Origin of the sequence: Bernardetia sp. ABR2-2B (assembly GCF_037126435.1) — a bacterium.
In the GTDB taxonomy this organism is placed as follows: domain Bacteria; phylum Bacteroidota; class Bacteroidia; order Cytophagales; family Bernardetiaceae; genus Bernardetia.
Genome location: NZ_CP147020.1, coordinates 3,944,345 through 3,964,825 on the forward strand (window position 1 = coordinate 3,944,345; position 20,481 = coordinate 3,964,825).

The following is a 20,481-nucleotide window of genomic DNA, read 5'->3' on the forward strand; positions in this document are numbered from 1 at the left end:
GTTAGAGAAAGAAAATTAATAACTCTTTGATTCTCCCTTAAATACAGGAATGAAAAGCGAATAAGATTTAGAGACTACTATCAAATGAAACGAAGTTTATTGATACTTTGAGATAATTACAAACATAACACCGTAAAATTATAATATATTCATGAGTAGATTTTCAGAAGAGACATTTAATCATTGGAAAAGACCAGCTAGTGAAAGCGAGGAAGCAAGAATTTCTAATGCAATTAGTATGATTAAAGATGCTATTCGTGCATCTGAAGAATTACAAAATAGAAACATTGAAGTATTTGTTCAAGGCTCTTATGCAAATAATACTAATGTTAGAGCAGAAAGTGATGTTGATGTTTGTATTATGCTAAAGGATACATTTTACTCTTCATATCCAACTGGACTCACAAGGGAACATTATGGATTTACAGCAGGTACAAATAACTTCCAAGAGTTTCGAAAAAGTGTTTATAGAGCTCTGTTAGGAAAATTTGGAGAAAAGGGACTTACACCAGATAATAAATCAATAAAAATTCATTCTAACTCATATAGAGTAGATGCTGATGCTGTTCCATCATTTCAATATAGAAATTATAGGTATTTAGGAAGTAGAAAACCTAAAGTTTTCAAAGAAGGTGTAAAATTTTACTCATTGAGTAATGATGAAATAATTAATTATCCTAAGATTAATATTGAGAATGGACGTTTGAAAAACGAACAAACTGGGAGAAAGTATAAAAGATTGGTAAGAATACTCAAACGAATTAGATATCAGATGATTAAAGAGGGAGTTTCGGTTTCTTCAAAAATCTCTTCTTTTCTAATTGAGTGTCTTGTTTGGAATATACCTAATAATATAATAAACAACTATTCTAGTTGGACTGAAAGAGTTAAAGCAGCAATAGCCTACTTATACAATAAAACAAAGAATCCCTCTGAATGCAAAGAGTGGAGAGAAGTATCAGAAATGCTTTACCTCTTTCATAATGGGAGAAAATGGGATGTAAAAACTGTGAATCAATTTTTAATAGAAATGAGGAATTATTTGGAATTTAAATAAATGAAATACTTAGATAGAAAATACTTTATTTGGCTTTTCGTTGGAGTTTCAGCGATTATTTATGTGATTTTATTGCTGATATTTCCTATAGAAAGTGAGCAAAAAACATTTATATATTATTTGAAGCCACTACCAATGGTGGTGACAGGTGATCTGATATTCTTCTTTGTCTTTGTAGAGTTTATGTGGAAATGGAAAATATTTTACGACTGGCTGATTCCTATTCCTAACATACAAGGTACTTGGAAGGGAGCTATTCACTCTACTTGGGTTGATCCTAAAACAAATACAACCCCTAACCCAATACCTGTTATTTTGACCATTAAACAAACGTTACTAAATACTAGCTGTGTGATGAGGACAGCAGAAATGGAAAGTTATAGTTTTACAAGTGGCTTTGTGATTAACAAAGAAAATCAAATTTTGAGATTATTTTACTCTTATGATAGTATTCCTAAACAGACTGTAAAAGATAGAAGCCCACAGCACTTTGGTACAATGATGTTCAATATATCTATATCAGCTAAAGGAAATAAAGAATTGACAGGAGAATATTGGACAGGTAGGAAAACTACAGGAGTGGTTAATCTAAAGTTTTGGAAAAAAGAGTTAATCAATAAGTACCCAGAAAAACTGGGAAAACATCCTGTAAGTCAGATTAGAAATGAAAATACTGATAATAACAGCTAATTTACAATATTCTACTTCTAATTATTAAATTACAATTTTAAAGTATGAGATTCACTAACTACCAACATATACAAGTAGATACTGCTTATCTAAAACCCACATTGAGGGTTCAATTACAAATTACTTACAAACCCATGTATGCGCCTTTATCTTTTGCCTCTAAATTAAAAGTGAATGGGCGAATAATCTCTGAATACAATTCTAGCTTTCAATGTAACTTTACATTGCGTCAAGTTAGTCATCACGACGAAATAGAGAATATGAAGGAGGAAACATTTTATATTGACCTTTACTTTTCTCTTGATAAACTAGCTATTAGAGAGATAGAAAAGGATAGAGTGAAAACAAATGACAATGCTAGTTTTCAAGTACATTTAGATATTGACTATCTATCAGCCTATAAAAATATAGTTGTACAGACTTGCAAGGATGATAAAAGCATTAGCATTGAACAGAGTAAATGGGTAAAAGAATTTGCACCAAAACTAGGTATTGGTGATTTTATTCTTTTAGAATTGAATAACCCAAGTAAAGAAAAATTCACAAAAGCTATTTCTGATATGCCATCTGATAGTGAGTTAAAAGTATTTTTAGAAAATGGTCTTGATGGTGCATATAAGCAAATGAAAAAAGCTAAAGATTTTATACAAGAGGGTAAATGGTCTGATAGTATTCTTGCTCTACGTCCAGTAATAGAAACGTTTAAAACAGGAAGTAATAGAAATAATGTTACTGTTGAGTTGAAAGAATATTATGAAAGAAGTGTAGAGACTGATAATGGTTGGGAGCAATTTCGTAGTCTCATACAGAATTCGTTTGATTATGCTTCCAAATATATTCACCTACTAGGACAAGGAGCAAATAGAAATAATCAACAACTCATTCCTGTAGCTCATGAAGAAGATGCTTACTTTGTATATAACCTTTGCCTTTCTACCCTTTATTGGATCAAAAGGAAAATTGAGCGTTAATTTATTTTTACTAAACATTTATAATTCTATGTCTATAAAATATAGAGTATCAGGCATTTATCGCAATCAAATTGGTACTATAACTGATTATCAAGTTCATAAAATTGAAAATGGACGAGAAACAATTCAAAAAGTAAATAAAGGTACTCTTATCTTTAATATTGGTATGAGTACTGAAGTAGCTAAAACATACCAATGGGATTATGCTAACGGAGATTGGATAGATGGAGAAGAGATAGAGATTATTAAAGGTGACAACGATTATTTGAGAACAAATCCTAATAACAAAAAAACTGATAATTTGGGGAATTTAATTGATTATTCCAAGGCGATATAAATTAAAGTATATAACTTGCTCACATTTTACGAGTGAGTTATATGTATCTGACTTTAAGTCGATAGTGCTACTGTATTTCACCCCACCAACCCAAAAAAAGTTGGTGTTTTTTTTACACCAAAAAAATAATTATTATTTCATAAAAATTAAACTTATAGTAAAATTTTATCGTTTATGACTTTGTGAAGTGCTGCATATTTATTACTTTAGCTGTATGATTCACTACTTATAAGAACAAATCATTTTTCAATTAGTAAAGTGTGCTTTAACTATTTGTTCATGTCCCACTTAAAAAAGAAGTCAAAAGATAATTTAAAGGCTGCTCAAAAACTTATAGATGAAGGGTTTTATGCTTCTAGCATTCACTGTTCATATTATAGCTGTCTTCAATTTATTAAGTTTATTTATATTGAGGACGAAGACTTTATCACTGATTGTAATAATAAAGAAAAAAATTCTCATAATATAATCATTAATAAAGTTTTAGACGAAATTTGTGAAAAAGCTGATTATAAAGAGGAGATTAGAATTAATAAGTTCTTACAGGACTTAAAAAAAACAAGAGTTGATGCTGATTACAATGAAGTGGAAATAACAGAAGAAGAAGCAAAATTTGCTTTATTAAATACCAAACATACACTTTCAGATATAAAATTTATTTTAGATATTTAAACACAATACTATGAATCCACAAGAATTTATCAAGCTACAATTAGATAAAATTATTGAGCATATTCCTTATATCCAATTACGATATGAGTATGATAAATTATGTCATGGTCATTATGTAGAAGTCCTGCCTTATTCTTATTATAAAAATGATAAGACTTATTTGGAGATGGAGGAAAAGTTTTATAGAAAATTTAGAAAGTTGTTTCCTAATGAAGCTATCGGTTTCTTAAGTGAGAAAAGTTTATCTTCAATAAAAAATCCTGAATATTTTAGAAAGGGTAGCTTGTATGATATGCAACGTTTAGCAGAAACTGCAAACTATGCTGATATTGCTATTTTTACTACACATAAAGTAGGTAGCTTACTTTCTGCAACAGCCTATAATACACTAAAAGAAACAAAAGCTAATACTAAAATAGACAATATTTATTTTCACAAAGAAAGTAATTCTGTAGAAAATGTGTTAGATTATATTCATTCTAATGCTGCCAAAGAACCTGATTTTTCAGGAGAGGAAAATGCTTTTGCTGCTGCTGCTTAAATAATTTATATATGGAACAAAAACAAAATTTTACGCTTCATAATGTGATTTTGATGGAAAGTTCATTCAAAAGAACTGCCCAAGTCAGCTTTTCAGATGAGGATTTCAAAGGTGACATATCTATTGGAGTGGAAAATGAAAAAAATGGATTGAACTTAACTGTTAGTCTAACGGTAGAATATAAAGCAGGGATTGAAAATGAAGAACCTCAAATTCAATCTTTAATAAAAATGATTGGTAATTTTCAATGTCCAGAAACAGAGATTGAACTATCAGTAGATAGTTTTGCAAAAGTGAATGCTCCTGCTATTATTTTTCCATTTGTACGAGAACATCTAGCTTCTGTTTCTATGAAAGCAGGTATAAATCCAATTCTTTTGCCTCCAGTTAATTTCGTGCGATTAGCTCAGAAATAAAAATCTTTTTTATTGAATTTGAACTCCCTACTCCAAATTATTTTTGAGTAGGGAGTTTTTTTACATCAAAAAATAATTTGTGTAGCACTCCATAAATTCGTTACTTGCTTAGTGATTTTAAAACATACTTTTTAAGTAAAAAAAAGAGAAACAGAAATAAATGGCAATTAAAAAATCAGAATTATATAGCTCTATTTGGGCAAGTTGTGATGCTTTGCGTGGTGGAATGGATGCGAGTCAGTACAAAGATTATGTATTGACTTTGCTTTTTATAAAGTACGTTTCAGATAAATACGAAGGAAATCCTTATGGTGCTTTAGTTGTTCCTGAAGATGGAAGTTTCAAAGCAATGACAGCCCTTAAAGGAAAAGCAGAGATAGGCGACAAAATGAATAAGATTTTTGCTTCACTAACTACTGCCAACGGACTGGACGAACTAAAAAATCTAGCTGATTTTAATGATACGGACAAGCTCGGTCAAGGCAAAGAAATGATTGATAGACTTACCAAACTCATTACTATATTTGAAAATCCTGCGCTGAATTTTAGTAAAAATAAAGCTGGAGGAGATGATTTACTTGGAGATGCTTATGAGTATTTGATGCGTCATTTTGCTACACAGAGTGGAAAAAGTAAAGGACAGTTTTATACACCAAGTGAAGTAAGCCGAATTGTAGCAAAAGTATTAGATATTCAAAATACGACAAACAATACTACTTTTTATGACCCTACTTGTGGTTCGGGTTCACTTTTATTAAAGGCTCTTGATGAAGCTGATGGAAAAGGAAGTATTTACGGACAAGAAAAAGATGTTTCTACGGCTGCCTTGGCTCGTATGAATATGATTTTGCACGATGATACTTCGGCTGTTATTGCACGAGGACAAAGTACACTTTCAGACCCTAATTTTAAAGATGAGAATGGTTACTTACGAACTTTTGATTTTATAGTTGCCAATCCTCCTTTTTCTTTAAAAGATTGGAGTACAGGATTTAGTCCTCAAAAAGACCTTTTTAGTCGTTTTGATGGTATTGGAGTTCCTCCTGATAAAAATGGCGATTATGCTTTTTTGATTCATATTATCAAATCCCTAAATAGCACAGGGAAAGCTGCTTGTATTTTGCCTCACGGTGTTTTGTTTAGAGGAAATGCCGAAGCTGTTATTCGTCAAAATCTTATTGATAAAGGATATATAAAAGGAATTATAGGTCTTCCTGCAAATCTTTTCTATGGTACAGGGATTCCTGCCTGTATTATTGTCATTGATAAAGAACATGCCAATGACAGAACGCATATTTTTATGCTTGATGCTTCCAAAGGATTTATCAAAGACGGAAACAAAAACCGACTTCGTGAGCAAGATATTCATAATGTGGTAGATGTTTTTAATAAAAAATTAGAAATTCCAAAATATAGCCGTTTGGTAGCTATTGAAGAGATTAAAGACCCAAAAAATGACTATAATCTAAATCTACCAAGATACATAGACAACCAAGACGAAGAAGATATACAAGATATTGAGGCGCACCTTTTGGGAGGAATTCCAAATATAGACATTGAAAGCCTAGAGAAATATTGGACGGTATATCCTTCTCTTAAAAATGACCTTTTCGAAGCTACTGACCGACCTAATTACAGCCAGTTACGCATAGCAAAAGAAGACATCAAAACAGCTATTTTTAATCACGCTGAATTTGTTAGTTTTTCTGAAGAAATGGAAAATCTGTTTTTAGAATGGAAAACACGCATAACTCAACAACTCAAAAACTTAGAAATAGGATTCAAACCTAAAGAATTAATTCATACTATTTCAGAAGATTTATTGCAACATTACACCAACAAACCATTACTAGATAAATACGATATTTATCAGCATTTAATGAGTTATTGGAATGAAACAATGCAAGATGATGCCTATTTGATTGCTTTAGAAGGTTGGAAAGCGAATGTAGAGCCTATTTACAAAGAAATCAAAAAGAAAGGAAAAGAAACCACAAAGAAAGTCATCGGACACGATTGTGATATTTTGCCTAAGACACTCGTCATTGAACGCTTTTTCAAAACCGAAAAAGAAACACTACAAGATTTAGAGGCGCAACGAGAAACAGCACTTTCAGAAATTACCGAGTTAGAAGAAGAACATAATACTGAAGACGGTCTTTTTTATGAGTATGAAAAAATAAATAAAAAGAATGTAGAAACACATCTTAAAAAGCTCAAAAAACTAGACAGTAAAGAACAAGACAAAGAAGAGATTACTATTTTAGAAAGCTACCTTAAATTACAAGGAAAGGTATCAAAACTAAATGCTCAAATCAAAACCAAAGAGGCTTCTTTAGATGGAAAGGCTCTTTTGAAATACCCAGAGCTGACTGAGCAAGACATAAAACAGCTTATTGTAGAAGACAAATGGATAGGTGTACTAGAAAAAAACATCAAGTCTGAAATGGAACGTATTAGCCAACGCCTTACCCAGCGCATACGTGAACTGGCAGAGCGTTATCAAAGCACACTCCCAGAGCTACAAGCCAAACAACAAGAAATGGAAAGTAAAGTAATTGCTCACCTTAAAACTATGGGATTTTAATGGAATTAAATCATAATATTACTGAGTGGAGAACTCTAACACTAGACGATTTGACTTTAAAGATTGGTAGTGGTATTACTCCCACAGGAGGATCAACAGTTTATAAATCTGAAGGAAGACCTTTTGTAAGAAGTCAAAATATTGGCTGGGGAAATTTAAAATTAAGTGAAATAGTATTTATAGAAGAAATTATTCATCAAACTTTTCCAAATACTGAAATACACCTAAATGATGTCTTTCTAAATATTTCAGGAGCTTCAATTGGTAGAAGTTCTATTGCTAATGAATTTCTAGTTGGAGGTAATGTAAATCAACACGTCTGTATTATTAGACCCAATCCAAATTATTTAGACTCTGTTTTTTTACGCTCTTATTTACTTTCTGAGTTTGGACAAAAACAAATTGATAGCTTTCAGTCTGGTGGTAACAGAGAAGGATTGAATATAGGACAAATCAAAATATTCCAAATCTTTCTCCCACCACTAAAAGAACAAAAAGCCATAGCCAATGCCTTGAGTGATGCCGATGTATATATTTCTTCTTTGGAAGAACTCATACAGAAAAAACAAAATATCAAACAGGCTGCTATGCAAAAACTTCTAAAGCCGAAAAAGGATTGGGAAGTGAAGACTTTGGGGGAAGTTGTGGACGTATTAGATAATTTAAGAGTTCCTTTGAATGATAATCAAAGAAACCTTATGAAAGGAGATATTCCATATTGTGGAGCAAATGGTATAGTTGATTATGTAGATGATTTTGTCATTGATGATGAAATTATTTTAATAGCAGAAGATGGAGGATACTTCGATGAATACAAAAATCGCCCTATTGCTTATAAGATGGCTGGCAAGTGTTGGGTAAATAATCATGCTCACATTTTAAAAGCAAAAGTAGATTTTAGTCAAGATTATTTATTTTATTCAATAGTTAATAAAAATATTCTCAATTTCATTGTTGGAGGAACAAGGGCAAAATTAAATAAAAGTTCATTATTAAAAATAGAGATTTTTACACCACCAACACTAGAAGAACAAACTCAAATAGCCACCATTCTATCTGATATGGATAATGAGCTAGAAATCTTAGAAGAAAAGCTCCAAAAAGCAGAGCAGCTTAAACAAGGTATGATGCAAAATTTACTCACTGGAAAAATACGACTACTATGAGCAAAAGAACTGTTTCACCAGAGCGTGAAGTACAAAACCGTGTACTCAAGGTATTTCAAAACGAATTAGATTATCGTTACATTGGCGATTTGTCAAAAGAAGATAATCATAATCTTCGTCGAAATGATATAGAGGCTTTTCTAAAAAAGCAAAACTATACACCTGTTTTGATTCAAAAGGCTCTCTATGAACTAGAAAAAGCTGTTTCTATCAGCGCACAGGATAGTCTCTATGTAGTAAATAAAGAGGTTTATTCTTTATTGCGTTATGGTGTTTCGGTCAAAGAGTCAGCAGGAGAGCAGTATCAAACTGTCTATTTTATAGATTGGAAAAATATCTATCAAAATGATTTTGCTGTTGCTGAAGAAGTTAGTACAAAAGGTGCAAATCATACACGTCGTCCAGATATTGTCCTTTATATCAATGGAATTGCTATTGGAGTTTTAGAACTCAAAAAGTCAAGCGTATCAGTAAGTCAAGGTATTCGTCAAAATATATCTTGTCAAGAGCATTTATTTGTAAAGCCTTTTTTTACAACGGTTCAGCTCGTTATGGCAGGTAATGATAGTGGAGGTTTGTATTACGGCACAACAGGAACAAGTGAAAAATTCTTTTTGAAATGGAAAGAAGAAGAAAGTAGCTACCAACCTGATAGTTTTCCATTAGATAAAGAAATAAAAGAGCTTCTGAACAAAGAGCGAGTTATGGATATTCTCTATAACTTTATCATTTTTGATTTTGGAACAAAAAAATTATGCCGTCCAAATCAATACTTTGGTGTAAAAGCAGCACAAAAAAGCCTTTCTAATAAAGAAGGTGGTATTATTTGGCACACACAAGGAAGTGGAAAAAGTCTAACAATGGTTTGGCTTGCCAAATGGGTACTAGAAAATAAACCACTCGGAGATAGTCAAAGAGTGCTTATTGTTACTGACCGTACCGAATTAGATGACCAAATTGAAGGCGTTTTTTCAGGCGTAGGAGAAACGATTGCACGTTCAAAAAGTAGTGCCGATTTGCTTACCCAGCTCAATGATGTTGGCAATCGTCTGATGTGTACGCTAGTGCATAAATTTGGAGAGCGCACTACTGACAATGACGAATTAAAAGCATTTCTCAAAGACTTAGCACGTCCTAAAAATTTCAGTCCAAAAGGAGAGTTTGTTGTTTTTATAGATGAATGTCATCGTACTCAAAGTGGCTCATTGCACGATGCTATGAAAGCCTTACTTCCTGAAGGTAGTCGTATTTTGATAGGTTTTACAGGAACTCCTTTACTCAAAAAAGATAAAAAAACGAGTTTAGAGAAATTTGGGTCTTATATTCATACTTACAAATTCAATGATGCCGTAAAGGATAATGTTGTTTTGGATTTATTGTATGAAGCTCGTGATGTAGATCAGCATATTGTCGATCAAACAGGTATTGATGATTGGTTTGATGCTCACACCGAAGGAATGAATGATTTACCCAAGGCACAACTCAAACAGCAATGGGGAACAATGCAAAAACTACTTAGTTCTAAAAGTCGTTTAGAGCGTATTGTAGCCGATATTAAAATGGATTTTGCCAAAAAACCACGTTTGAAAGCCAAACGAGGAAATGCCATACTTGTTGCTCGTAGTATTTACGAAGCCTGTCGCTATTACAAAATTTTTACAGATTACGGATTCAAACGATGTGCTGTTGTGAGTAGTTTCGAACCCAACGCACAAAGCACAAAACAAGAAGAAACAGGCGACGGAACAACAGAGAAAAAAGAGCAGTATGAGATTTATCAAAAAATGCTCAAAGATTATAATTTTGAAACTACTCAAGCTGACAAATTTGAAGACTTTGCTAAAAAGCAGTTCAAAGAAAACCCTAGTCAGATGCAGCTTTTAATTGTTGTAGATAAATTATTGACAGGTTTTGATGCTATCCATTGTACTTATCTTTACATTGACAAAAAGATGCAAGACCACGGTCTTTTTCAAGCTATTTGTCGAACGAACCGTTTGGGTAACGAAGAGGAAGAAGATGAGTATTACAAAGATTTTGGATACATTGTAGATTATCAAAGTTTGTTCGGAAAACTAGAAGATTCTATTAGCACTTATACTTCTGATGCTTTCGATTCATTTGATGAAGCAGATATAAAAGATTTGCTTTCTAGTCGTCAAGAAAAAAATAAAGAACGATTAGATGATGCCATCGAAACACTACATCATCTTTGTGAGCCTGTCGCTCCTCCAAAAGAATTACCTCAATATTATAATTACTTTTGTGGTGATCCTTCCAAACCAGAAGATTTAAAAGAACGAGAACAAAAACGTTTGACTTTCTATAAAGCTGTTGTTTCTCTAATTCGTTCTTATAATAATATTGCTTCCGAAATTTTGCAATCCTATTCTAAAGAAGAAGCTGACAAGATAAAAAAGCTAGTCAATGAATACACAGAGTTACGAAATAGTATCAAAGAATATAGTGGCGATTATATAGATTTGAAAAAATACGAGCCAGAGATGCGTCAATTATTGGATATGTATCTAACGGCTGATCCTAGTCGTATGCTTTCTAATTTGGGAGAAAAAAGTCTCTTACAACTCATCATTGAAAATGGAATTGAAGATGCTACGGAACATTTATCTCCTCAGATAAAGAAAAGCAAAGAGTCTATTTCTGAAGCTGTAGAAAACAATATTCGTAAAATCATCATTCAAGAAATGCCTATCAACCCTATTTTTTATGGAAAGATGAGCGAACTGCTGGGCGACTTGATAGAGCAGCGAAAAACAAATGCAATTAGCTACGAAGAGTTATTGAAAAAATACGAAGAGTTGGCTAAAGACATGCAGCCAGATGGAAAAAAACAAGATTATCCTGCCGACATAAATACACCAGCCAAACGAGCTTTGTATGATAATTTAGAAAAAAATGAAGCGATTGCACTTGCTTTGAATGAATCTATTTTACTTAACAAATATGATAATTGGATAGGGCATTTTAATAAGGAAAGAAACTTGAAAATACAGGTTGTTCTTCCTATCTTAGTGGAACATAAGAGCGAAGATAAATTAGAATCTATCTTTGAGATTATCAAACAGCAAGCTGAATACAAGTAAAAATGGAAAATAACACATTACAAATAGCTGAAAATTTGAATATTGATGTCATTCGAAAAAGCATCAAAAATGTTCATTTATCAGTACATCCTCCTGAAGGTCGTATTCGCTTGGCAGCTCCTTTGAGTGTTAGTGATGATACATTGAGATTGTTTGTAGTTTCCAAAATTGGTTGGATAAGAAGACAACAACGTAGTTTTCAAAAACAAGAACGTCAGTCTGAAAGAGAATATAAAGAGAAAGAAAGTCATTATTTTCAAGGTCATCGTTATCTTCTTCGGATTACAGAGAAAGACAAAAACCCAAAAGTAACTCTAAAATCTAAAACTCATTTAGATTTACAAATACGTCCTAATTCTACCCAAGAGCAAAAAGATAAAGTAATGAGTGATTGGTATCGCTCTGAACTCAAAAAACACATTCCTAGTCTTATAGAAAAGTGGGAAACTAAAATGGGTGTAAAGTGTAATGATTGGCGCATCAAACAAATGAAAACTAAATGGGGAACTTGCACCATTGAAGAAAAAAGAATTTGGCTTAATTTAGAATTAGCTAAAAAACCATTACATTGTTTAGAATACGTCATTGTCCACGAACTTACCCACCTCCTTGAACGCCATCACAACGAGCGTTTTTATGCTTACATGAATCACCACCTCCCTCAATGGAAAGAAATCAAAAAAGAATTGAATGAGTTTGTTTTTTGAATCTTACTTTATTCAATCTATCAATAAGAAGAAGACATCACAATAAAAACAGACTTAGTATATGACCACTTTAAAAACCAGTATTTTGGTGGTGGATGGAGTCGGTATGGTGCGTATTGATTTTTGATAAAAAGAAACTCTATAAAATTTCTGAAACGTTGGGGGAAGAGTGAACATCCAAAATAAAGACCCCTTAAACTATTCAAGTGGTCTTTATTTTGTATATTCCTATCCCACACTACTAAACCCCTTATTCAAAATGAAAAAATTGTTTATCTGTTCGCTTCTCTTTTTTTGCTTTACCATTATTTCAAAAGCACAAACCCTAAATGAGCAAATTCAAACTTATAAACAAGAACAAAAGAATTTAGAGCAAAAATTAACCACTACAAAAAATCAGTTAGACAGCCTCAAACTTCTAAAAATAATTGAAGATTTGAATGCAGTCGGACTTCCAAAATCAGATTTTAAAGACGAAGTAATTACGCATTCAGCAATGATACTCACTTATGCTGAGGAATTTGAACAAGCTAGATGGGTAATGCACATCATTACCCCAGATATAGCACAGACAAGTTTTGGAAGAAGTAATGATTTTAGAGAAGACGAAAAGGTCAGTACAGGCTCTGCCAAACAAGAAGATTACTTTTTGGTGGATACTTTAGAGAATGGAAAATTAGAATATGATGGTTTTGGTTATGATAGAGGGCATTTAGCTCCTTCGGCAGACTTTCGCTGGTCTGAAAAAGCTCTTTCTGAATCATTTTTGTATTCTAATATGAGCCCTCAAAAAGCTGAATTTAATAGGGAGGTTTGGGCACACTTAGAAGATGCCTTGAGAGCCTATGTTATCAAAAATAACACTTCGCTTTATGTAGTTACATTACCTATCCTCAGTCAAGATGTACAGAAAATAGAACGAGGAGTTAATAAAGTAGCTATTCCAAAACGATATGCTAAAATAGCCATTGATTTGAAGAATAGTCGTGGCATTGCTTTTTTACTTCCCAATGCAGCCTCTACGTCATTACTAACCACTTTTACGACTTCTATTGATGAGATAGAAAAGCTAACTCAGATAGATTTTTTTTCAAACCTAAGTGATGAGTTAGAAAATAGACTAGAATCAATGACGGATGGCAAAGAATGGATACCAAGTGATGAGCAACAAGATGTCGCTGCCATTGATCCAATGTCTCTGCCAAAAGGTTATTTCAATACAAATCAAGCGAAGTATAAGACAAAATCCAATAAGAAAGTGACTATCTGTGGAACTGTGGTCAGTACCAAGCTATCAAGTAAAGGAAATATATTTATTAATTTAGATAGAGCCTTTCCCAATCAAGTTTTTACAGTTTCCATCTTTGCAGATAAGGTCAAAAACTTTCCATACAAACCTGAAGAATACTTGAAAGGAAAAACGATTTGTGTTACTGGAAAAGTTTCTGACTACAACGGCACTCCAAGTATGAGTGTGGAAAATGGAAAGAGTATTGTTTTATATGAGGAAAAAGAAGAGTAAATTTGTAGTTCATCTTTATTAAAAAAAATATGCCTTCAATTTCTACAGAAAAACTATTTGCAAATACCATTGCTTCAAATGCTTCTATTCAAGCGCACTTAGAAATCATCTTGAGAAATCAAGCAGAAATATTATCTAAGCAAACAGGTGAAGACGAGCAAGCGCTTCTTAGTGCTTTTCAGTTTGATGTGGGTAATAGAGCACAGCATATTAAGAGTGAGATGTTGGCTAAACTCATAAATGACTAAAAGCGAGAAACTGTCTATAGAAAGGATAAAAAGGTGGCTACTAAAATAATTTAAGTAGTTGTTTTGACACCTATAATGACACCTTGATTTTCATAAAATACCGTAAATCATTGTATTGCAGTAGTTTATGATTTTTTAAACTATTCCTAACAGAGCTACTAGTTTTATGAAACCAAACAGTTTGTTTTAAAATAAACTGTTTGGTTTTTTGTTGGATATTATTTTCTTATATCCTTCCAATACCAATCAATGGCTTCTGTAAGTCCTTTTTTGAAAGAATATTGAGGAGAGTAGCCTAATAGTTTTTTGGCTTTTTCAATAGAAGCTAAAGAATGAGGAATATCTCCTTGACGGTTGTCTCCATAAATAGCGTCGATAGCTGCAATTTTAGAATCGTATTTACTAAGAAGTAAGCGCATCAGTTCGAACATCTCTTTTACAGTTGTGCGCTCTCCAAAAGCTACATTATACACTTGATTTATGGCATCTGGGTTTGTTGTTGTGGCTGCCAGTTCATTGGCTTGTAAGACATTTTCTATGTAGGTGAAATCTCTTGAAAAATCGCCTTCTCCAAAAATAGTTGGTCGCTCATTTTCCATTAAAAGACCAATAAACTTTGGAATAACGGCAGCATAAGCACCATCAGGACGCTGTTTTCTTCCAAAAACATTAAAATAACGCAACCCAATAATCTCCAAACCATATAAATCTGAAAAGACATTTGCATAAAGTTCATTTACATATTTGGTTACGGCATAAGGCGAAAGAGGACGACCAATATTCTCTTCTACTTTAGGCAATGCTTTGTGGTCGCCATACGTTGAAGAACTGGCTGCATACACAATGCGTTTTATCCCTGCCTCTTTTGCAGCTACCAAAACATTTACAAAGCCAGAAATATTTACATCATTAGAAGTAATTGGGTCGGCAATTGAACGAGGGACAGAACCTAGTGCAGCTTGATGCAAGATAAGTTCAACATCAGTAACAGCCTTTTTACAGTCTTCTAAATTACGAATATCTCCCTCAATGAGTGTAAAGTTAGGGTTTTCTAAAAGATGAGCTATATTTTCTCTTCGTCCCATCGAAAAATTATCCAAGCAAGTAACCTTATTATCTTGAGCTAAAAATCTTTCGCAAAGGTTTGAGCCAATAAAACCAGCCCCTCCTGTAATAAGAATGCGTTTTGAAGTAAGTTTATTTTGTTCCAAAAAAAATGTAAGTTTAGAGATTAAAAATCAGAAAATTATGAATTGCAATCTACAATCAAAGTAATCCCTCCACAGCTTTCATCAACTCCTCCAAATATTTTTTATCTGTCTGGTCAAAATCATTTACTTTATCGCTATCTACATCTAAAATCAAAGCTACATTTCCATCTTTATCAAAGGCAGGAACTACAATTTCAGATTTGGAATCGGTACTACAAGCAATATGTCCTTCAAATTTTTCTACATCTTCTACTAAAATAGTCGCTTTATCTTGCCAAGATTTTCCACAAACTCCTTTCCCATATTTTATACGAGTACAAGCCAAAGGACCTTGAAAGGGTGCAAGAATAAGAGTTTGTTTTTCAAAGTCAGTAGAATCATTTTTTTCTACACGATAAAAACCAACCCAAAAAAAATCCATTCCATACTTCAAGGCTGCTGCAATATTGGCAAGATTTGCCGTAAGGTCGCTTTCTATTGATGTGAGTGCTTTAATTTGAGGAATAAGCTCTTGATATTTTTCAGCTTTTGTAGCTGTTGCTGATATAGTTAATGTTTCTGCCATGAATAAATGATGATTTATGTTTACTTTTAAAATTTCATTTTTACAAACTTACGTATAATTTAAATGTTTTATATGGATAGCACAAACAAATCAGAAATCACAACTTTTTTATTTTTTAGCGTAATTTGTAAAAGAAATATTAATCATTTTCTTACAAATTTCACTTATATTTGCAGCGCAATATAAACAGGTAAAAACGTTTATTTTGTAAAATAAATGTTATATATAAAAAAATAAAAACACAATATGAGAATTCTATACTTTACATTATTTTACTTCAGTTTTGTTGTCAGTATATCAGCACAAACTGATTTTTTATTACATGCTACAGAAGCCCCAGAGCTCGAATGGGAAGAGAGAGCAGGAGGAATGGGTTATCACCTATTTACTAAAATGGTAACTGATTCTAAAAATAATACTTATGTTGCAGGTTATCACGAAGGACATACGAAGTATGGAATTGCTGATTATGATGTGGAAGTCGGTAAGGTGGGATTGGTATTTATGAAATTGGATACACAGGGAGAGGTGTTATGGTATAAGAAATCTGAATCAGATGAAAACTTCGAACAAATCACAACTGTAGCTGTAGATAAAAATGATAATGTTTTTGTTCTCAAGAAAGTAAATGGGACTTCATATATCATCAAGTATGACAGTAATGGAAATAAGCTATTTGAAAAAGAAGTTGAAAATGGAGGTATCGGTATGGACATGCTCATCGATGATAATGGAAATATTCATATTGCTTTTGCTATCTACGAAAGAGCAGTATTAGTGAATAAATTTGACCCAAAAGGAGATATAATTTGGAGCAGACGTATAGAAACAGACCATATCTATCCTAGACAGTTAGCATTAAATCCGAATGGCAACGTATATATGATATGCGACTTTTTAACAGACTATGATTATAATTTATTGATTAGAGACGGAATTAATAATAATATTCTAAGAGAAACAGAGTCTTTTAGTCGTTCTAGTTATGAAGACCATAATGGGATAGCAATTACTGGGTTTTCCTCTGATGGAAATATCTTATTTTTCTGTAAAGATATTATTAGAGGTGGTGAGTATAGATATCCTATTGATTCTAGTATTGGAATGGCATTCAATCCAACGACAAACGAGTTATGTATTGCAGGACGATACGAAGATGATGATTACAAATTTCTGACTGTAGATGCAGAAACAGGTAATCAGAAAGAAGAAACACTCATCACAAATATTAATCCTAGTAGTGTCAATGTACCTACGCTAGTAGATATGCAAGTAAAGAATGGAACAATTCATTTGCTCAGTCTGTCTCATGATGTGTTTACTTATAGTTTTTCCGATTTAAGTGCTAAGATTACTCATATTTTTGATAAATATGGTAGCAATACTCAAGAGTTCGATAGTGAATTTGGTTCACCTGCACAAAAATATTTTCCTGACCCAGACTACTATGCGATAGATGAAGCCTTAGAAATGGCAGTATATAATGATGGAAAAGTAATTTTGTCAGTAGATGGAAATTCTAGAACGCTTCAAAACAACCGAGTGCTTCTTTCAGGTGGTTCTTCTAAGATGGCATTTATTCAAGTAGCTCCAAGTGGAAACATTAATTGGGCTAAAGATGGAGATGAGTTTGGGTTGGAAGTTCAAATGGCAGAAACTACTGATGAAGAGGGGAATTTGTATGTACTTGGTTTCCAGAGGGGAAATTCTACATTTGGAAACAATACATTGGATTATCAAACAGATCTAGAGGGAAGGGTATCTCCCACTTTATACATAGTAAAGTATGATAGGTTTGGCAATGTAGTTTGGGTAAATCAATCAGATAAGTCTTCAAGAGATTATTTTAGTAAAATAGGACGTGGAATACAATCTATTGAAGTTTTTGAGGGGAAAATATATTGTTTTGGTGACTTTAAAGACTTAACATTCTCATCTCATTCCCCTAGTTTTCAAAGTGATTGCAATTATCTCCGTTTTGATGCCTCTAATGGTAGGTTAGAAAAAATGAAACAAGTAATTATATCTACCAATGAAATAGAAAATTCTACTATCAAAAATGGAAACATATATTTACTAAATGGATCTCAGCTTATTAAAATCAATCAAAATGCAAATGTAGAATATGATTTAAAAGTGGGAGAGCTAGTAGAGGGTAAGATAGAATCAGAGGGAATCAAAGTAGGTAATAACGGAGACATATACTTTACTTTTGTTGTTACTACCTCAGATCGTAATAGAGAAGAACCATTACTTTTTCAAATGATAGGAAGACAATACAGTGCAACAGGTAAGAGTGCATTTCTTGCAAAGGCAAACTCTCAAGGTAATGTTCAATGGGTAAAGGATATATCCGAACAAGGATTATGTGGAGCTAAATTTACATTAAATCCCAAAACGAATGAAACGTATATGATGGTAGGAGATGTAGATGCTCCAGACGGAGGAATTAATAGAATAAGAACTGATAAACTGGCTAAGTTTAGTAGTCAAGGAAATAAAATATGGGTAAGGGATTATGGTTTTGAAGAAACTGAAAATTTTGGAAGTGGTTTCTCTTTTATCACGGATTTAAGAAGAGGAGCATTTCCTACAGATTATAGATGGATAAAATGGGAAAACGGACATATCTATGTGCGAATAGGTGGAAAGCAAGCAGGAGGACGTAATTCTCTTGGTATATATGTATTACCTGTCTTTTTGAAAATAAACTCTTCAGATGGAAGTTTGGTATATCAAAAATATTTATCACCAAAGTATCCTAGCTCTTTTTCTTATGCAATGGTAGGAGTTGCTGGAAACCATATTTACTACCTTCCTCACGAACACTATAGACAAGTAGGTTCAGGTGATATTACCATATCAGAATTTAGATTGATAAAACACGGACGGGTACACAAACTCCAAAATCAAAGCGCTCAAATATATGATAATTATACAGAGGGAGCAACCTATCAATGGTATAAAAATGGAACACTATTACCAAATACTGAAAGAACAATAACAATTACATCAGGTGGAAATTATAGTGTCATAAAAACAGTAAATGGACAAATTTTAAAATCTGATACGCTTATATTTGAAAAGTTTGAGCTAGTAGCTGATATTGAACAAGAAGATAATGGTTTAATATGTGGTGGATTAGGAAATACAAACCTGACAGCAAAAAAACAGCCTGAAAATACTCTTTATCATTGGTATATTGATGGTAAATTAGAAGAGACAAGTAGAATACCATCTTTTTCAGGAGCAAAGATTGGAACACATAAGTACAAATTAGTTGTTACTAAAGATGGATATTCAGCAGCAGATAGTGTTACTATTACAGGAGTTAGAAGTATTACACCACGTATTGTAGGTACAAATCAACTTTGTGAAGGACAAACTGCTACACTTGAGGTTACCTTATCAGGAATAACTCCTGTTCCTTCTACTATTCCTACCAAGATACAATGGTATCGAAATGGACAACTTATTGCAGGGGAAAATCAACATCAAATAATTGTAGATAAAGAAGGCGACTATAGTGCTACATACACAGTAGGAGACTGTCTTTACGAAAATACTCGCAACGGAGTAAAAAGAATCAATGTATATACCCCCCCTACGATAAAAATCATTCAAATTGGAGAAGACTCATTAGATATTACTCCGAATGAGAATATTAGTTCTGTAAAATGGTATAGAGGCAGTCGATTAGTGAAAACCCTTCTAGGAACAACTAAATATCAAGTAACAAGGAGTGGTACATACACTGCTGTGGCTCAATACTATGGAGTTTGTGAGGTTACCTCTGCTGAATTTGTTTATGAAGTACCTACCACCGACGACGATGACGACGATGACAATGGTGATGATGACAATGATGATGATGTTTTGTCAAATGAAAGCATCTTTCAGTCTCAAGTCTTAGTTTATCCAAATCCTACAAATGACATTTTTGTAATAGACTTGAGAGATATAGTTCCTACAGATAAAGAAATAATAATTACACTCACAGATGTATTAGGAAGAGAATTATATCGTAAATCATATCTTGCAACTGAAACCAAGCATGTTATTGATATAACAAATTATAAAGTAGGTATTTATGGTATTCAACTAATTTGGGATAAACAAATCCAAGTGCGAAAGAAGATACATAAGAAATAGATTATTATAGGCGTAGCTCTTATAAGGCTACGCCAACTCCTTATATTATCTAATAAAGTGTGTAAATTTTAAAGATTTTGAGTTCTACTTTTTGTCAAAGTAATCCTTCAAAAACTCTTATCAACTCCCCTAAATATTTTTTATTTGTCTGCTCAAAACCATCTACTTTATAAAAATTACCTCAAAAAAAGACTTGATTTCATATTTGAATACTATCGTAATTAGCTATAAGGTCGCTTTCTATTGATGTGAGTGCTTTAATTTGAGGAATAAGCTCTTGATATTTTTCAGCTTTTGTAGCTGTTGCTGATATAGTTAATATTTCTGCCATTGTATATATAAAGTTGAAAGTTGAGTTTAGTGGTTTTGAAAATAACGACAAACATAAGTCAGTAAAGTTGGGAGGGAAGTCTACATTTTATTATACAAATAGTATAATAGAAGGATTGAGTATAATAAAAACTGTTTGTAGCTATCTTATGAATAAAATTAGTAAAAACTTTCCGAATTATGAATTGAAGTGTGCTAAAATATA

Annotated in this window: 17 protein-coding genes; 14 read left to right on the top strand and 3 right to left on the bottom strand. The window is 32.6% G+C overall.

Annotated elements, in window-relative coordinates; translation table 11 throughout:
* Positions 1-151: 151 nt before the first annotated feature.
* From WAF17_RS16750 to WAF17_RS16810, 13 genes are all read left to right on the top strand, one after another.
* On the top strand, positions 152-1,057 hold the full coding sequence (locus WAF17_RS16750; protein ID WP_338762016.1) for a nucleotidyltransferase: 906 nt from the start codon (positions 152-154) through the stop codon (positions 1,055-1,057).
* The gene (locus WAF17_RS16755; protein ID WP_338762022.1) at positions 1,058-1,747 is read left to right on the top strand and encodes a hypothetical protein; all 690 of its coding nucleotides are present in this window, start codon (positions 1,058-1,060) and stop codon (positions 1,745-1,747) included.
* 44 nt (positions 1,748-1,791) lie between these two features.
* A complete protein-coding gene (locus tag WAF17_RS16760; protein WP_338762024.1) occupies positions 1,792-2,718 on the top strand; it encodes a hypothetical protein in 927 nt (308 codons plus the stop codon).
* A gap of 28 nt (positions 2,719-2,746) precedes the next feature.
* Positions 2,747-3,055 (top strand): DUF3892 domain-containing protein, encoded by a 309-nt coding sequence (locus WAF17_RS16765; protein WP_338762027.1) that lies wholly within the window; start codon positions 2,747-2,749, stop codon positions 3,053-3,055.
* Positions 3,056-3,334: 279 nt separating this feature from the next.
* Positions 3,335-3,727, top strand: a complete 393-nt coding sequence (locus tag WAF17_RS16770; RefSeq protein WP_338762030.1) for a HEPN domain-containing protein — start codon at positions 3,335-3,337, stop codon at positions 3,725-3,727.
* Between the two features lie 10 nt (positions 3,728-3,737).
* On the top strand, positions 3,738-4,268 hold the full coding sequence (locus tag WAF17_RS16775; protein WP_338762035.1) for a hypothetical protein: 531 nt from the start codon (positions 3,738-3,740) through the stop codon (positions 4,266-4,268).
* Between the two features lie 11 nt (positions 4,269-4,279).
* Complete coding sequence (locus WAF17_RS16780; RefSeq protein WP_338762038.1) at positions 4,280-4,684, top strand: protein-export chaperone SecB; 405 nt, start codon at positions 4,280-4,282, stop codon at positions 4,682-4,684.
* Between the two features lie 160 nt (positions 4,685-4,844).
* On the top strand, positions 4,845-7,271 hold the full coding sequence (locus WAF17_RS16785) for a type I restriction-modification system subunit M (protein WP_338762041.1): 2,427 nt from the start codon (positions 4,845-4,847) through the stop codon (positions 7,269-7,271).
* A complete protein-coding gene (locus tag WAF17_RS16790) occupies positions 7,271-8,437 on the top strand; it encodes a restriction endonuclease subunit S (RefSeq protein ID WP_338762043.1) in 1,167 nt (388 codons plus the stop codon). Before WAF17_RS16785 ends, WAF17_RS16790 begins: the two co-directional genes overlap by 1 nt.
* Positions 8,434-11,541, top strand: coding sequence for an HsdR family type I site-specific deoxyribonuclease (locus WAF17_RS16795; RefSeq protein WP_338762045.1), 3,108 nt, complete (start codon positions 8,434-8,436; stop codon positions 11,539-11,541). Before WAF17_RS16790 ends, WAF17_RS16795 begins: the two co-directional genes overlap by 4 nt.
* A gap of 2 nt (positions 11,542-11,543) precedes the next feature.
* Positions 11,544-12,248, top strand: coding sequence for a SprT family zinc-dependent metalloprotease (locus WAF17_RS16800; RefSeq protein WP_338762047.1), 705 nt, complete (start codon positions 11,544-11,546; stop codon positions 12,246-12,248).
* Between the two features lie 259 nt (positions 12,249-12,507).
* Positions 12,508-13,770: a DNA/RNA non-specific endonuclease gene (locus WAF17_RS16805; protein ID WP_338762050.1), complete on the top strand. Its 1,263-nt coding sequence runs from the start codon at positions 12,508-12,510 to the stop codon at positions 13,768-13,770.
* Positions 13,771-13,799: 29 nt separating this feature from the next.
* Positions 13,800-14,018 (top strand): hypothetical protein, encoded by a 219-nt coding sequence (locus WAF17_RS16810; protein WP_338762053.1) that lies wholly within the window; start codon positions 13,800-13,802, stop codon positions 14,016-14,018.
* 218 nt (positions 14,019-14,236) lie between these two features.
* On the opposite strand, the gene WAF17_RS16815 is transcribed toward WAF17_RS16810, so the two are convergent.
* Together WAF17_RS16815 and WAF17_RS16820 are read right to left on the bottom strand one after the other, a co-directional pair.
* Positions 14,237-15,229, bottom strand: coding sequence for an SDR family oxidoreductase (locus WAF17_RS16815; protein ID WP_338762056.1), 993 nt, complete (start codon positions 15,227-15,229; stop codon positions 14,237-14,239).
* Positions 15,230-15,284: 55 nt separating this feature from the next.
* Complete coding sequence (locus tag WAF17_RS16820) at positions 15,285-15,794, bottom strand: GAF domain-containing protein (protein ID WP_338762060.1); 510 nt, start codon at positions 15,792-15,794, stop codon at positions 15,285-15,287.
* Between the two features lie 246 nt (positions 15,795-16,040).
* On the opposite strand from WAF17_RS16820, the gene WAF17_RS16825 reads away from it, so the two are divergent.
* A complete protein-coding gene (locus WAF17_RS16825) occupies positions 16,041-19,946 on the top strand; it encodes a T9SS type A sorting domain-containing protein (RefSeq protein ID WP_338762062.1) in 3,906 nt (1,301 codons plus the stop codon).
* Positions 19,947-20,145: 199 nt separating this feature from the next.
* Here WAF17_RS16825 and WAF17_RS16830 read toward each other — a convergent pair whose 3' ends face one another.
* The gene (locus tag WAF17_RS16830; RefSeq protein ID WP_338762064.1) at positions 20,146-20,277 is read right to left on the bottom strand and encodes a hypothetical protein; all 132 of its coding nucleotides are present in this window, start codon (positions 20,275-20,277) and stop codon (positions 20,146-20,148) included.
* Between the last annotated feature and the right edge of the window lie 204 nt (positions 20,278-20,481).